This is a genomic window from Burkholderia sp. Tr-20355, assembly GCF_017104685.1.
GTDB lineage: Bacteria > Pseudomonadota > Gammaproteobacteria > Burkholderiales > Burkholderiaceae > Burkholderia > Burkholderia seminalis.
Map to the genome: position 1 here is coordinate 17976 of NZ_JAAGPK010000058.1, position 15257 is coordinate 33232.

General features: G+C 67.6%; 16 protein-coding genes and 1 pseudogene. 14 read left to right on the forward strand and 3 right to left on the reverse strand.

All coding sequences use genetic code 11. The features are described from left to right. Positions 1–37: 37 nt before the first annotated feature. On the reverse strand, positions 38–2179 hold the full coding sequence (locus G3N62_RS17180; RefSeq protein WP_124669700.1) for a hypothetical protein: 2142 nt from the start codon (positions 2177–2179) through the stop codon (positions 38–40). A gap of 417 nt (positions 2180–2596) precedes the next feature. Here G3N62_RS17180 and G3N62_RS17185 point away from each other — a divergent pair, with 417 nt between their 5' ends. The 7 genes and pseudogenes from G3N62_RS17185 (at position 2597) to G3N62_RS17210 (ending at position 7110) form a co-directional block, all read left to right on the forward strand. Beyond that, a complete protein-coding gene (locus G3N62_RS17185) occupies positions 2597–2806 on the forward strand; it encodes a hypothetical protein (RefSeq protein WP_124669699.1) in 210 nt (69 codons plus the stop codon). Between the two features lie 226 nt (positions 2807–3032). Continuing rightward, the gene (locus G3N62_RS17190; RefSeq protein ID WP_124669698.1) at positions 3033–4190 is read left to right on the forward strand and encodes a HAMP domain-containing sensor histidine kinase; all 1158 of its coding nucleotides are present in this window, start codon (positions 3033–3035) and stop codon (positions 4188–4190) included. A gap of 36 nt (positions 4191–4226) precedes the next feature. Beyond that, positions 4227–4465 (forward strand): annotated as a pseudogene (locus G3N62_RS35995) (IS3 family transposase); the annotation flags it as partial. A 258-nt stretch (positions 4466–4723) separates the two neighbouring features. Continuing rightward, the gene (locus tag G3N62_RS17195) at positions 4724–5038 is read left to right on the forward strand and encodes a Dabb family protein (RefSeq protein WP_027787175.1); all 315 of its coding nucleotides are present in this window, start codon (positions 4724–4726) and stop codon (positions 5036–5038) included. After that, positions 5035–5514 (forward strand): PaaI family thioesterase, encoded by a 480-nt coding sequence (locus G3N62_RS17200; RefSeq protein ID WP_034188705.1) that lies wholly within the window; start codon positions 5035–5037, stop codon positions 5512–5514. Before G3N62_RS17195 ends, G3N62_RS17200 begins: the two co-directional genes overlap by 4 nt. A gap of 156 nt (positions 5515–5670) precedes the next feature. Beyond that, positions 5671–6630 (forward strand): alpha/beta hydrolase, encoded by a 960-nt coding sequence (locus G3N62_RS17205; protein WP_049034504.1) that lies wholly within the window; start codon positions 5671–5673, stop codon positions 6628–6630. A gap of 39 nt (positions 6631–6669) precedes the next feature. Continuing rightward, positions 6670–7110, forward strand: coding sequence for a GNAT family N-acetyltransferase (locus tag G3N62_RS17210; RefSeq protein WP_049034503.1), 441 nt, complete (start codon positions 6670–6672; stop codon positions 7108–7110). Between the two features lie 16 nt (positions 7111–7126). Here the strand turns inward: G3N62_RS17210 and G3N62_RS17215 are convergent, their stop codons facing one another. Both G3N62_RS17215 and G3N62_RS17220 read right to left on the reverse strand, forming a co-directional pair. After that, complete coding sequence (locus G3N62_RS17215; RefSeq protein WP_069245649.1) at positions 7127–7978, reverse strand: NRDE family protein; 852 nt, start codon at positions 7976–7978, stop codon at positions 7127–7129. Positions 7979–8054: 76 nt separating this feature from the next. After that, a complete protein-coding gene (locus G3N62_RS17220; protein WP_124669697.1) occupies positions 8055–9089 on the reverse strand; it encodes a folate-binding protein YgfZ in 1035 nt (344 codons plus the stop codon). A gap of 77 nt (positions 9090–9166) precedes the next feature. On the opposite strand from G3N62_RS17220, the gene mltG reads away from it, so the two are divergent. The 7 genes from mltG (at position 9167) to G3N62_RS17255 (ending at position 15250) form a co-directional block, all read left to right on the forward strand. Beyond that, positions 9167–10186, forward strand: coding sequence for an endolytic transglycosylase MltG (gene mltG / locus G3N62_RS17225; protein ID WP_034188701.1), 1020 nt, complete (start codon positions 9167–9169; stop codon positions 10184–10186). Beyond that, positions 10186–10806: a dTMP kinase gene (tmk, locus tag G3N62_RS17230; protein ID WP_034188700.1), complete on the forward strand. Its 621-nt coding sequence runs from the start codon at positions 10186–10188 to the stop codon at positions 10804–10806. The genes mltG and tmk overlap by 1 nt, the downstream gene beginning before the upstream one ends. Before the next feature lie 19 nt (positions 10807–10825). Next, entirely contained in the window at positions 10826–11854 is a 1029-nt protein-coding gene (locus G3N62_RS17235) for a DNA polymerase III subunit delta' (protein WP_124669696.1), read from the forward strand. A gap of 123 nt (positions 11855–11977) precedes the next feature. Beyond that, on the forward strand, positions 11978–12757 hold the full coding sequence (locus G3N62_RS17240; RefSeq protein ID WP_034188698.1) for a TatD family hydrolase: 780 nt from the start codon (positions 11978–11980) through the stop codon (positions 12755–12757). Positions 12758–12802: 45 nt separating this feature from the next. Continuing rightward, positions 12803–13513: an ankyrin repeat domain-containing protein gene (locus tag G3N62_RS17245; RefSeq protein ID WP_034188697.1), complete on the forward strand. Its 711-nt coding sequence runs from the start codon at positions 12803–12805 to the stop codon at positions 13511–13513. A gap of 118 nt (positions 13514–13631) precedes the next feature. Continuing rightward, positions 13632–13988 carry a Rap1a/Tai family immunity protein gene (locus G3N62_RS17250; RefSeq protein WP_006485939.1) on the forward strand — a complete coding sequence of 119 codons (357 nt, stop codon included), beginning with the start codon at positions 13632–13634 and terminating at the stop codon, positions 13986–13988. Between the two features lie 89 nt (positions 13989–14077). Then, positions 14078–15250, forward strand: coding sequence for a mechanosensitive ion channel domain-containing protein (locus G3N62_RS17255; RefSeq protein ID WP_124669695.1), 1173 nt, complete (start codon positions 14078–14080; stop codon positions 15248–15250). The last annotated feature ends 7 nt before the right edge of the window (positions 15251–15257 follow it).

The window sequence follows — 15257 nt, forward strand, 5'->3', positions numbered from 1 at the left end:
CCCCGGGGCTTTTGCATGCCGGTCGGCCCGCGCGGCGCTAGCGTGACACCAGCGCCGTCGCCTGTTTCGGCTGCGTGTCCTGCATCCGCTGCGATGCCTGCCACCAGTACTTGCCCGCGCGCTGCTGCGGATCGCGGATCGCGAGATACGTCGTACTCCACAGCTGGGCCGCGTTGGCCTCGGTCGCATCCGCACTGCGCGTGCCGAACGCATCGGTCTGGTACGTGCCGTTTACGTAGGACCACGTCCACATCTCGGACGTCCGCATGTCGCGTCCGTTCGAGATCACCTGCCAGATCGTCTGCCGTGCCTGCGTGAGCAGCGCGCGGGTCGCGCCCGACAGATCCTGGCGCGCGAGCTGACGATCGAGCCCGGCGACCCACATCGCCTGCTGCCACGACCAGATCACCGTGCCGTGATACGCGGAGCTCGTGAATTTCGGCCACAGTGCCTGGCTCGCATACGCCGGGTTCGCGATCAGCATCCCGGCATCGGTCACGAGCCCCGTCGGGAACGGCCGCGTGACGTCGCTGACGATCCGCTGGAGCTGGTCGTCCGGCGGCGAGCCGAACAGCAGCGCGAAGCCGCCGTCGGAGTTCATCACCGGAATCGGGTTGCCCTGCTGATCGAGCGACAGCGCGTAGAACGCGAGCGGCGCGCTGGGCGCGGCCCCGGCCGGCACGCCGGCGGACGGCGCATAGGCCGACACGTCGGTGGCCGCCTGCGCGGCCGGCACGCTGACCTGGAACAGCGGCGGCGCCTGCGTCTCCCACGTGGTCGCCTCGTTCGCCGTGTTGGCGAGCGTCGCGCGCTGGCCGGCATCGAGATACGGATCGAGCAGGCCGCGCGCGAGGAATGCGTTCGCCGCGCGCAGCGCGGCCGGCACGAGCACCGCGTTCACGTCGTATGGGTAGACGCCGCCGCCGAGCCCGTCGGTACTGTCGCGCCAGTTGCCGACGATCTCGCCGGGCCGCAGGTGAATCAGGTTCGCGACCGACGGCTGTTGCGCGAACGCCTGCGCGGTCGTCGCGACGTGCAGCAGGTTGACGACCAGGCGGCTGCCGTTGGTCTGCCCGTCGCTGCCGCGCTGTGCGAGATACGCCGCCGCACGCGCCTGGCCGCGCGTATCGTCGATCAGCCACGCGGCCGCGATCGGCGCGAGCAGGTAGTCGCTGTCGATCATCTTGTAGTCGTAGGTCGGCGTCGGATCGTTCGGCTTGCCGTTCTTCTGGTTGTCGACCAGCGCGAATTCGCCGATGCCTTCCTCGTGCGCGACCTTGCCGTCGGCCGACAGGCGGCTCAGCACCGACGACAGGCCGGCCTCGATCGCCGCGGGCGCGAGCACGGGCATCAGCATGCGGACCGAGATCAGCGTATCGCGGCCGAAGTACGTGTCGTACTGCCACGAGCCGGCCAGCAGCTTGTCGTTGAAGCTCAGGAATTCGAGCACGTTCTGGCTCACCGGGTCGGGGTTCACGGACGGGGCGAACAGGTCGGCGCGCGTGATCGGCGAAAGCGGCGTCTCGCCCGACAGCGCATCGATGTGCAATTTCAGCGTGTGCGAGCCGGCCGGCGCGTTCAGCACGAGCTTGCCGCCCGCTGCCGGCGCGATGCTGCCGCCGTCGCGCAGCGTGATGCGCAACGCATAGCCGGGCGCGCCGTCGATCCGGTCGCGTTGCCATTGCGCGGTGCCGCCCTGGACCGTCGGCGCGGTGAGGATCTGCTGCGGAATCGTCGCGCCGCCGTTGAAGTCGCGCAGGAAGCGCACGTTGCTGAGCACGCCCTGGCGGATCGTCAGCGTGCCGGTGTCGACCGACACGTCGGCGCCGATGCCGTACAGCGGGCGGCCGTGCGCGTCGGGTGCCGACAGCGCGGACGGCGGCGTGTCGAGGCTCCAGTTCACCGGTTGCGCGGTGTCGTCGAACCACAGCCCCGTACCGCTGTTGCCGGCGGGGAAGACCACCAGCAGGCGCGGCTTCGTCGACGAACGCACCAGCAGGTGCGCGGCAACCTTGTCCTGCCGGTAGAACGCGTTGATCTGGCCGCCGGTGTCCATGCGGAACGACAGCGCGGCGTGGTTCGACGGCGGGGTGTTCGACTGAACGTCGTCGTCGTTGCAGGCCGCGAGCAGGCCGGCGCAGACGAGCCCGAGACACAGCGACTTCGCAAGGCGATGCATGTTGATGTCCCTCCTGATGAATGGCGATTTTTTATCTGGATGTGCGAATCAACGGATCTTGGGTCCGTTTGGTCTCGTGTCGCGGTCATTCTTTTCTGGTGAATGACTGGAATTGATCGGGGTGTGGCGTCGTTTTGAAAAAGAGAAATAGGCGGTAAATAAGCGAGCGATTGGTAAAAGCAGAAAACCGCGGCAGCAGAGGGTGCGGCCTTGATGCAGCAAGGGAAAGCAATGCGGCAGGCCTTCGCACGGGTGCGTGGCGAATTGCGTGCGGCAGAAGAAATCGAAACGTAAGCCGTCGTAGGGATTCTAGATTTCCTGGAAAGCCGAAGTCAATAATGTTTTGTGATTTTGTAATTCGGAATTGAAAAGCCGACTGAAATTATTACGCGTTGGGTCGGTAAAATATGCGATTGAATGGATTTGGATAACGCGGTCCGGATATCCGATGGCGAAACGATCGGCAATGGCGTTTCATACCGGCGATTGACGCCGGAAAGCAAGGGAATCGTCTCGTTCAAGCCGACCGTGGTCGGAGCGGCGCGCGAAGCCGTGCAATTCTCGTTCATGCCGGGAAACCGCAGTTCGCGTGTTCAGGCCGCCGGGTCCGTCAGGTTGGCAGGCTGAGCGCCCGTCGCCGTTCATGCGGCCGGCGCCGTCGGTGTTCGATGCGGTAAAAGAGCAGGTATCGTCGCCGGAACGGACGACCGCCGATTCGGTACGCGTTTTTTCGCGGTTGCGACGGCCGCGCGCTGCCCGTCCGCGACGCGGCACCTTCGATTGCCCATATTCACGTGATATCGTCGCGGAGCGTCGGAAGCCATCCACCGTTTATTCCATTGTGAGAGGCGACATGCGTCTAGCTGATTTCATCGTTCAGAACATGGAGCCGATCCTGGTGGAGTGGGAGGCATTTGCCGCCACGCTGCTGCCGGCTGCGCGGAGCATGGACGCGCATGGGCTACGCGATCACGCGCGTCAGATCCTGCAGGCGGTGGCCGAGGACATCGATACGCCGCAAACGACGGCGGAGCAACATGAAAAATCGCTTGGACGAGCGCCCGAACCGGTGAACGCGGAGAAAACGGCCGCGCAGACGCATGCCGTCCTGCGCGCGCGTCGAGGCTTCAACATCAATCAATTGACGGCCGAGTATCGGGCGCTGCGTGCCAGTGTGCTGCGCTTGTGGATCGACGCATGCCAGCCGGACGCACCTCATGTGGACGACATGATTCGCTTCAATGAGGCGATCGATCAGGCGCTCGCGGAATCCGTTGCTTTTTTTACCGAGCAGGTGGAGCTGGCCCGCAACTTGTTGCTCGGGATGCTGGGTCACGATATGCGCACGCCGCTGCAGACCATTCAGATAACAGCGTCCTATTTGGCCGCGCTCAATGCCGGAGAAGACATATCGGAGGCCGCGGCCCGGCTGATTCGCAGCGGCGGGCGCATGCACGCTCTCCTTGACGATCTTTGCGATTTCAACCGGACGCAACTCGGGCTCGGTATCAACGTCGTGCGCCGCGATGCCGATCTCGTGCAAGTGCTCGGCAATGTGGTCGACGAATTGCAGACGGCTCATCCGAATCGCGAGATCAATCTCGAGGTGAACGGCGACCTGCGGGGTGACTGGGATGATCAGCGGCTCGAGCAGCTCCTGAGCAATCTGGTGAGCAACGCAGTCAAGTATGGAGCGCCCGATACACCCGTGCGGGTGACGGCGACGTCGGACGACGCAGAGGCGCATATCGAGGTCGGGAATAAGGGGCCCGTTATCGATCGGCTCACGCTCGACCGGATCTTCGATCCGCTTCAGCGTGGATCCGACCGATCGGAAAACGTCGATGACGATGTCGGATTGGGGTTGGGCTTGTACATCGCCAGCGAGATCGCCAAGGCACATCAGGGTCGTATCGAGGCGCGGTCCGATTCGACGGAAACAGTTTTCTCGGTACATCTGCCGAGAGGTGCGCGAAACGAGCGTCCCGGAGCTCGTGTCGAGCGGCAGTGATGCGGAGTGGGTTTCGTGGGGGCGCGTTGTTCTGAGATTCCCGGCTATATCGAGATTGATGATGGCAGTGAATTCATTCGAAGGCGCTCGACAAACGGGCGGACGAGAACGGTGTGGAGATTGACTGCTCGCGCCCCGGCAAGCCCCGGCCGGCAAATGGGTTCTTGTCGCAGAAGAACGCCAGACGCCAAATCGAAGTTTGGTGCGGGTACCATAACGAGGCGCGCCCTCGCGCCGCGCTACAGCGGACGACATCGATGGAATTCGCTCGCTAGCGTACCGACCGGGCCGATTCGGCCCACCCCGAAGAGCCGGAATTTTCCCTTCAAGACCGAGACGGAAATTGGACCAGCCTCAGTAAGCGAAACGGTGGAAAAGGGGTATCGTCCCGAGAGGGTTGAAGTAATACCCCTTTTTTTCTCGGCCGGGCACGATTTCCGGCGCACGCAAGCGAACGACGGAAGGGCGTGAAGCGCCCGACTGGCAAAGGGTTATGGCAAAGTGCCGAACCAACAGAAACTGGAGCAACCGAAGTGATCAGACATATCGTCATGTGGAAGTTGAAGGAATCGGCCGAAGGCGCGACGCGCGCACAGAACGCGCTGAAGCTGAAGGAAAAGCTCGAAGGCTGCCGTGACCTCGTACCAGGCACCTTGCAGATCGACGTCGGCGTGGCGACGCCGGGCCTCGACGCGACCGCGGACATCGTGCTCGTATCCGATTTCGCGGACAAGGCCGCGCTCGACGCGTACCAGGTGCACCCGGTCCACCAGGAAGTGAAGAAATTCGTCGTCGCGGTCGCCGAATCGCGCGAGTGCGTCGACTACATCGTCGACAGCGCACGATGAGCGACGCGGCAACCCCGACGGACGGCCCGTCGATCGAAAGCCCGTTCGTCGACCTGCTCGGCGTGCAGCTCGTGTCCGCGAAGGATGGGGCGAGCGAGATCGTGCTGCCGCTCGAGGAGCGGCACATGAACACGTGGAGCATCGCGCACGGCGGCGTGACGATGACGCTTTCCGACATCGCGCTCGCGATGGCGGCGCGCAGCCTGACCGACGACGGCGTTGGCGTCGTCACGGTCGAGATGAAGGTGAACTTCATGCAGCCGGGGCGCGGCGAGTTGCGTGCCTATGGGCGTGTGATGCACCGCTCGACGACGATGGCCTACTGCGAAGGCGAAGTGCGCGACAGCGACGGCAATTTCGTCGCGAAGGCGCTCGGCACGTTCAAGTACATGCGGCGGCTCGCGGTCGGTCGCGACATCAAGCGGCAGCGTTCGCGCACCGCGCCGGACGCCCAGCCCGGCCCGAGCGACGCGTAGGCCCCCGGGCGCACGGCCCGGTCTGCTGGTCGAGGCAGGGCCGTTCCGTTTGGCGGCACGGAAAGCCGGCACATCGCGCGTCACGCCTGCCTGATTCGGGCGTGGCATCATGCACGCTTGTCCGTTCACGGCGCCGCGCAGGCGCTGTTTTCCCCGATGCCGCTGAATCCGAAGATCGCCCAGGTGCTCGACATGATCGAGCGCGCGAAACGCCCGTCCTATCACCACCAGACGCCGCAGCAGGCGCGCGCCGCGTACGAGAAGAGCGCGCCGATCCTCGATGTCGCGCCGGCGCCGATGCATGCGGTGGAGGCGTGCGTCGTGCCGACGCGCGACGGCCGCACGATCGGTGCGCGGCTGTACCTGCCGGTCGCGCCGAGCCTCGCGGAGCCGTTGCCCGCGCTCGTCTACTACCACGGCGGCGGCTTCACGGTCGGCAGCGTCGACACGCACGATGCGTTGTGCCGGATGTTCGCGCGCGATGCGCAGTGCGCGGTGCTGTCGGTCGATTACCGGCTCGCGCCCGAACACCGGTTTCCGACCGCGGTGAACGACGCCGACGACGCGTTGCGGTGGCTCCATCGCGAAGCCGCCACGTTCGGCATCGACGCCGCACGGCTGGCGGTCGGCGGCGACAGCGCGGGCGGCACGCTTGCCACCGTCTGCGCGGTGCTCGCGCGCGATGCGGGCATCCGCCTGGCACTGCAGATGCTGATCTATCCGGGCGTGACGGGTTACCAGGACACCGCATCGCACGCGCGGCTCGCGAACGGCTACCTGCTGACGCAGGACACGATCCAGTGGTTCTTCACGCAATACGTGCGTGATCCGGCGGATCGCGACGACTGGCGCTTCGCGCCGCTCGACGGCACGCGCGGCGCGCCGTCGTTCGCGGGCGTCGCGCCGGCGTGGATCGCGACGGCCGAATACGATCCGCTGAGCGACGAGGGGGCCGCGTACGCGGACAAGCTGCGCGCGGCCGGCAATGCGGTCACGCTGGTCTGCTATCCGGGGATGATTCACGAATTCTTCAAGATGGGCGGTTACGTGCCCGAGGTGCGGGCCGCGCATGGCGATGCGGTCGCGGCGCTGAAGGCCGCATTCGACGACATTTGACGGCGGGCGCCCGAAGGCGCGCGTCGCAGGGAGGCTGCGATGACGGACGGCGTGGTGGAAACGGGCGACTGGGCGGTATTGGGCGGCGACGCCGCGCGGATTCGCGACGCGGTGTTCGTGCGCGAGCAGCAGATTCCGCCGGAATGGGAACTCGACGACGACGATCCGCTGTCGCTGCATGCGGTCGCGTACCGGATCGACGCGGTAACCGGCACGCGCCGTGCGGTCGCGACGGGACGGTTGTTGCCGTCGGGTACGATCGGCCGCGTTGCGGTGCTGGCCGACGCGCGCGGGCAGGGCGTCGGGTCGGCCGTGCTGAACGCGCTGCTGGAGGCCGCGCGGCGGCGCGGCGAAGCCGCCGTGCGGCTGTATGCGCAGGATTCGGCGGTGGCGTTCTATGTGCGGCACGGCTTCGCGGCGGTCGGCGAACCGTTCGTCGAGGCCGGCGTGCCGCATGTCGAGATGACGCGCGCGCCGTAGCGCGAAAGGCGCGCGTTCAGCGCGGCCGTGCCGACGCCACGTCGATGTCGAACGTCAACGCGCGCTCGAACGAACCCGGCCGCACGGTACGGTGCGAACCGTCGTCGTCGCAGCGCTCCTTGATCTCCACCGTCAGCCGCACGCCTTCCTTCATCGTGACGCGCAGCGCGGTCGTGCCGCGCGTGCCGTATTCGGGCGTCTCGATGAACGCGGCCGACAGCGCACGCTCGCGCTCGATCGGGATGCCGGTGTGCGGCAGCGCGTCGTCGTCCGCGACGTGCGGGTCGCGCATCAGTGCAATCAGCTCGTCGAGCGGCGGGGTCGGATCGTCGGTGAGCAGCGTGCCGAGTTCCGCGCGCTTGCGCACGACTTTCGGCCAGGGCGTATCGAGCCGCGCATTCGACAGCGCATGCACGCCGGGCGTGACCGCGACCGGCGCGGCGACCTTGCTTTCACCTTCGGGCGCACGGTTGCAGAACCACGCGAGTTCGCGCCGCCGCCAGTCGCCGACGAGCAGGTTGAAGCCGTTGTAGACGGCCGCATGCTCGGCAAGCTGCCCGAGATACTCGAGCGGCGCGACGGGCGGGCCGCCGAGGAAATCGGACACGAGCTTGCCGCGGGTCGGTGCGCCCGCGCGGATGTCGAACGGCGCGCGGTAGTTCGTCAGCGCGGCGAACCGGCCGTCGCGCGAAACGCCGAGCCACGTGCCGCCCGCTTCGAGATCGCGGCCGGCAAGGACGCCCGGCACATCTTCCCACCACGAGAGCGGCGCGCTGGTCCGGCGAAAGAACTCGTCGCGGTTGGCGGCGAGGGTAAAGACGGGACCGGCGGCGGCATCAGGCTGCCAGTCGAAGGCAATCAGACACATCGGGCGAATCTCTCGCAGGAAACATCGGGCGCCGGCTGCGACTCGCGAGCCGGCGCCCGAATGGGTTGTCAGTGCGTCACGCTTCCGTCGGCCATGCGTACGGCAGCGCGTCGAACGCGAGCGCCGGGCCGTCGGCCGAACCGACGTGCACCGTGCCGTTGTCGAGCGCGGCGAGCTTGATCTCGACGAGCGCGTCGACGCCGCCGGCGGGCGCGGCCGCCGCGTTGACGATCATCCCGCACGGCTGGCCGGGATCGTCGCTGTGGAACAGCTCGACGCCGGCATGCACGGTATCGATGTCGCCGGCGACGTGCGCGAGCGCGGTGCGGCGCTTGATCGTGCCGCGGTACTGGCTGCGCGCGACGACTTCCTGGCCCGGGTAGCACCCTTTCCTGAAGTTAACGGCACCGATCACGTCGAAGTTGACCATCTGCGGCACGAACTGTTCGACGGCCGGCTGCGTGATGCGCGGCTCGCCCGCGCGAATGTCGAGCCAGTCCCACACGGCCGGCGACACGACCGGCAGCGTGCCGGCGAGCGCCGCGAGGCGCGCGTCGACCTCGGCGCGCGGGCCGATCCACAGATAGCGCTTGCGGCCGGCAGCGTCGGGCACGCGGATCAGCGCGCCGGCCGGGCCGTCGACCTTCACGTGCACGCCGTCCGGCAGCGCGTCGAAGATGCCCGACAGCGCGTCGCGTACGTCGCCCGCGAAGCCGGCCACCGCGAGCGTGTCGCTTGCATCGGTGAGCTTCGCCTTCGCGCGCAGCACGAACATCGACAGCCGCTTCTGCACGGCCGGCTGCACATCCTTCGACACGAGCAGGCGCACGTCGTGGCCGGCGCGCCAGGCGAGGAACGACCCCAGCAGGCGCCCCTTCGGCGAGCAATAGCCGGACAGCCGCGCGCTCGCGGCATCGAGGTGCTCGATGTCGTTGGTCAGCTGGCTGTGCAGGAACGTCGCGGCATCGTCGCCGGCCACGTCGATCACGCCGAACTGCGGCAGCGGCATGCAGGCGCCCGGCGCATCGAAATCGGCGGCGGGCGGGCGGGGGAAAACGGGGAGCGAGGCAGATGCGGCCTGGGCAGCCGGTGAAGCGAACGGTGTGCTCATGGAATGAGGGAACAGTCAACCCTGACTTTGACGAAGGCGAGCAAGTATTATATGGGTCTTACCTGAGTCACGTTTCCATGTCCCTACTGAAGAAATGCGCCGCGACGATCGTGGCGCTGGCCGTCGTTGTGGCCGCTGCCGGCGCGGGCGGCGGGTATTACTGGGCGACCCGGCCGCTGCTGCTGGGCTCGGCATCGCTCGACGTCACGATCAAGCCGCGCAGCACCGTGAAGAGCGTCGCGCTGCAGCTCAAGCGCGGCGGCGTGCCGGTCGAACCGTTCGGGTTCGTCGCGATGACGCGCGTGCTCGGGCTGTCGAGCCGGCTCAAGTCCGGCAACTACGAATTCAAGACCGGCATCACGCCTTACGAGGTGCTGCAGAAGATCGCGCGCGGCGACGTGAACGAGTACGTCGCGACGGTCATCGAAGGCTGGACCTTCAAGCGGATGCGCGCGGAACTCGATGCGAACCCCGACCTGTCGCACTCGACGGCCGGCATGAGCGACGCCGAGCTGCTGCGTGCGATCGGCGCATCGGACAGCGCCGTGCAGCGCGGCAGCGGCGAGGGGCTGTTCTTCCCCGATACCTACCTGTTCGACAAGGGCACGAGCGACCTGAACATCTACCGGCGCGCGTATCACCTGATGCAGACGCGTCTCGACGAGGCGTGGGCCGCCCGCGTGCCGGGGCTGCCGTACAAGTCGCCTTACGAAGCGCTGACGATCGCGTCGATCGTGGAGAAGGAAACGGGCCACGCGGCCGACCGCGCGTTCGTCGCGGCCGTGTTCGCGAACCGGCTGCGCATCGGCATGCCGCTGCAGACCGATCCGTCGGTGATCTACGGGCTCGGCGACGCGTACGACGGCCGCCTGCGCAAGCGCGACCTGCAGGCCGACACTCCTTACAATACCTACACGCGACGCGGCCTGCCGCCGACGCCGATCGCGTTGCCGGGTGTCGCCGCGCTGCAGGCGGCGATCAATCCGGCACCGACGAGCGCGCTCTATTTCGTCGCGAAGGGCGACGGCACGAGCGTGTTCTCGGACACGCTGGGCGATCACAACAAGGCCGTGGACAAGTACATACGAGGTCAATAATGGCGAGCGGTAAATTCATCACGTTCGAAGGCATCGACGGGGCGGGGAAGACCACCCACCTGCAATGGTTCTGCGAACGGCTCCAGGGCAAGCTGGCCGCGGCCGGCCGGCAGGTCGTCGTCACCCGCGAGCCGGGCGGCACGCAGCTCGGCGAGAAACTGCGCGAGATCCTGCTGAACCAGCCGATGGACCTCGAGACGGAAGCGCTGCTGATGTTCGCCGCGCGCCGCGAGCATCTCGCGCTCGTGATCGAGCCGGCGCTCGCGCGCGGCGACTGGGTCGTGTCCGACCGTTTCACCGACGCGACGTTCGCGTACCAGGGCGGCGGCCGCGGGCTGCCGCGCGACAAGCTCGAAACGCTCGAGCGCTGGGTGCAGGGCGGTTTCCAGCCCGACCTCACGGTGCTGTTCGACGTCGCGCCGCACGTCGCGAGCGAGCGCCGTGGCGCCGCGCGCATGCCCGACAAGTTCGAAAGCGAATCGGACGCGTTCTTCTCGCGTACGCGCGGCGAATATCTGCGGCGCGCGGAAGAGGCGCCGCACCGTTTCGCGATCGTCGACGCGACGCAGTCGATTCCCGAGATCCGCCAGCAGCTCGAACGCGTGCTCGCCGCGCTGTAACCCGCAAGGAACGCACCACATGATCTATCCGTGGCAGACCGACGACTGGAACCGCCTGCAGCAACTGCGCGCGCAATGGCCGCATGCGCTGCTGCTGCACGGCCAGGCCGGGATCGGCAAGCTGCAGTTCGCGCAGCATCTCGCGCAGGGCTTCCTGTGCGAATCGCCGCGGCCGAACGGCGAGCCGTGCGGCACCTGCGCGGCCTGCACGTGGTTCTCGCAGGGCAACCATCCGGACTACCGGATCGTGCTGCCCGAGGCGCTGGCGGGCGAAGCGCCGGGCGCCGCGGACGACGCGAAGCCGGCCGACGCGGACGAAGGCGGCAAGAAGACGCGTGCGCCGAGCAAGGAAATCAAGATCGAGCAGGTGCGCGCGCTGCTGGACTTCTGCGGGGTCGGCTCGCACCGCGGCGGCGCGCGCGTCGTCGTGCTGTATCCGGCCGAGGCGCTCAACGTCGCCGCGTCGAACGCGCTGCTGAAGACGCTGGAGGAGCCGCCGTCCGGCGTCGTGTTCCTGCTGGTGTCGGCACGCATCGATCGCCTGCTGCCGACCATCATCAGCCGCTGCCGGCAGTGGCCGATGACGGTGCCGGCGCCCGGCGCGGCCGAGACATGGCTTGCGGCGCAGGGCGTCGACCACGCCCGCGCGCTGCTCGCGGAAGCCGGCGGCGCGCCGCTCGCCGCGCTGGCGCTCGCGAGCGACGAGAACCGCCCGCTGCGCGACTACACGCTCGGGCAGCTCGCGGCCGGGGCCGGATGCGATCCGTTCGCGTGCGGCGAGACGCTGCAGAAGCTGCCGGTGCCGCTGGTGCTCGGCTGGCTGCAGCGTTGGTTGTACGATCTGCTCGCGCAGCGGATGGCGGGCGCGCCGCGCTACTTCCCGATGCACGCGGCGGCGCTCGCGCGTTGCGCGGAGGCGGTCGACGCGAACGCGTTCGCGCGTTTCATGAAAGCCGTGACGCGGCAGCGGACGGTCGAGAACCATCCGCTCAATGCACGGCTCGTATTCGAGGAATTGTTTCTCGGATATCGGGAAATGTTCGCGTGATCCGGTATTGATTCCCGTGGGTTGCGAAATGGTGAACGGATCGAACGGACCACTCGGCGACGCGGCCCGTCGCCGCATGCCGGCGAGCGCGTGAGCGCGCGTCTTACGTATTCAGGAAACACGATGTTCGTCGACTCTCACTGCCACATCAATTTCAAGGGCCTGGCCGACCGCCTGCCGGCCGTTCTCGAGAACATGCGCGAGCATGACGTCACGCACGCGCTGTGCGTGTCCGTCGATTTCGAGACGCTGCCCGACGTGCTCGCGATCGCCGACGCGCACGACAACGTCTACGCGTCGGTCGGCGTGCATCCCGATCACGAGGACGCGCGCGAGCCGACGCTCGCGGAGCTCGTCGAGCTGGCCGCGCACCCGAAGGTCGTCGCGATCGGCGAAACGGGCCTCGACTACTACCGCCTCGAAGGCCGCTCGATCGCCGACATGGAATGGCAGCGCGAACGCTTTCGCACGCACATCCGCGCGGCGACCGCGACGATGAAGCCGCTGATCATCCATACGCGCGCGTCGTCGGAAGACACGCTGCGGATCATGGCCGAGGAGCGGGCCGACGTGCCCGGCGGCGTGATGCACTGCTTCACCGAGCCGTGGTCCGTCGCCGAGCAGGCGCTCGCGCAGAACTTCCATATCTCGTTGTCGGGCATCGTCACGTTCAAGAACGCGACCGACGTGCAGGACGTCGCGCGGCGCGTGCCGCTCGACCGGCTGCTGATCGAGACCGACTCGCCGTACCTCGCGCCGGTGCCGTATCGCGGCAAGCCGAATGAACCTGCGTACGTCAGCCATGTCGGACGCTTTATCGCATCCGAACGCGGGATGGCCGTCGAGGCGCTCGCCGATGCGACGACGCAGAACTTTTTCCGGCTGTTCAAGATCGCCCGCTAACGACGTGCGCGCAGCCGACACAACCCAGGGAAGGAGCCCACAACAATGACGAAGCCGACCAATCATCTGCCCAAACGCGCCCTCGTTGCCGCCGCGCTGGTCGCGAGCGGCCTGTTCGCCGCCGCCGGCGCGCATGCCGAGTCGCTCGACGCGATCGTCAAGGCCGTCAAGTTCGACGACATCGCCGACATCGGCAAGCAGCTCAAGAGCGGCAAGCTCGACCCGAACACGCTCGCGCCGAACGGCGATCCGATCCTGGTGATCGCCGCGCGCGAGAAGTCGGACAAGGTCGCGGCCGCGATCGCGACGACGCCGAACGTCGACCTCGAGAAGGAAGACAAGGCCGGCGAGAACGCGCTGATGCTCGCGTCGCTGAACGGCGACCTGGGCCTCGCGAAGCTGCTGATCGACAAGGGCGCGGAAGTCAGCAAGAAGGGCTGGGCGCCGCTGCACTACGCGGCGACCAACGGCCAGGACGCGGTCGTGAAGCTGCTGCTCGACCACGATGCCTACATCGACACGGCGTCACCGAACGGCACGACCCCGCTGATGATGGCCGCGCGCGGCAACCATGCGTCGACGGTCACGCTGCTGCTCGACCAGGGCGCCGATCCGCAGGTCAAGAACCAGCTCGGCATCACCGCGCTCGAGTTCGCGAAGCACTACAACGCGCCGGACGCGATCGAGATCCTGAGCAAGCGGACGACGCGCATTGGTGCGGCGACGCCGGCAGATGCGCAAAAGAGTGCAAAATGACGGTTTTCGGTGCGGGACGGTGTGCCCGGCCGGCCGGATTCCGGCCGGAGCAGGGTGCCCGGCGCCGCGCCGGCCAAGGCAGCAGGCGGCCTCGGGCCGCATTGATATAAGGAACACCATGTTGCGCGCAATGTTTTGTGCCGCGGCGTTTGCCGTGCCGTTGTCGGCGGCGGCTTTCACGGGCGCGGATCTCGACCGGCTGTGCGCGAAGACGGACGTGAAGTCGCGGGCGTCGTGCGCGGCCTATATCGAAGGCGCCGCCGACGGCGTCTACAACACGATCGACGCGATCGGCGGCACCACGGGGCCGCGCGTCGGCCAGTATTTCTGCCTGCCGCCCGACATCCGGGCGCAGCAGATGACCGACGCGGTGCGCAAGTACATCGCGGAAAATCCGAAGCTGGCCGACTACAACGCGAGCACCGCCGTGTCGCTCGGTCTCGGCAAGGCGTTTCCGTGCAGGAGCGGCAACTGACCTGACGCCGTGTCCGGGCGCATGCGCGGCCCGGACGTCGCCGACGCATCCCAGGACGAGGCTGCACGCCTCATCACCCAAGGGAGCCGATGATTTCAATCGAGGAACTGCAGCGCATCGCCGATGCGCCGCTGCATTCGTGGCTCGGCACGCTGGCCGTGTCGGTCATCGTCATGCTGGTCGTCGCGGTCGTGCACCGCCTCGGCGCACGCATCGTCAAGCGCGTCGCGCAGCCGTATCCGCTGATGAGCGCGATCCTGCGCTACATCGACAAGCCGTCGCTCGTCGTGCTCACGCTGCTGGCGCTCGAGTTCGTGTGGGTCCAGGCGGACGACGGCATGTCGTTCGTGCGCGGCATGCGCACCGCGGCCGCGGTCGGCTCGATCGTGTCGCTCACGTGGCTGCTGGTGCGGCTCGCGGCCGGCGTCGGCGACGCGATCATCCAGGCCCATCCGATCGATACGGCCGACAACCTGCAGGCGCGGCGCATCCATACGCAGGCCAAGGTGCTCGTGCGGACCGTGATGGTGCTGATCGTGATCATCGGCACCGGCGCCGCGCTGATGACGTTCCCGAACGTGCGTCAGGTGGGCGCGAGCCTGCTGGCGTCGGCCGGCGTCGCGGGGCTGGTCGCCGGTATCGCCGCGCGGCCGGTGCTCGGCAACCTGATCGCCGGGCTGCAGATCGCGCTCACGCAGCCGATCCGGCTCGACGACGTGGTCGTGATCCAGGGCGAGTGGGGGCGCATCGAGGAAATCACCGGCTCGTTCGTGTCGGTGCGGCTGTGGGATCAGCGGCGCCTCGTCGTGCCGCTGCAATGGATCATCGAGAACCCGTTCACGAACTGGACGCGCAGCAGTTCGGAAATCATCGGCACGGTCTACCTGTCGGTCGACTACCGGACACCGCTCGCGCCGCTGCGCGAGGAACTCGCGCGGCTCGTCCATGCGGCGCCCGAGTGGGACGGCCGCGTGCAGGTGCTGCAGGTCACCGACGCGACCGAGCGCACGATGCAGTTGCGCGCGCTCGTCAGCGCGGCCGATGCGTCGTCGTGCTGGGATCTGCGCTGCCGCGTGCGCGAAGGGTTGATCGCATACCTGCAGGACCGCTACCCGCAATGCCTGCCGCGCAGCCGGATGGAGCTGTATCCGCACGAATCCGCGCCGGACGCGCCGAATCCCGAACGGCCGCACGCGAGGCAGCCTGCCGCCAGCACGGCGGCCAATACCGCGGCCGATCCGCAGGCCGTCGACGGCCGCTGAGCGTGGC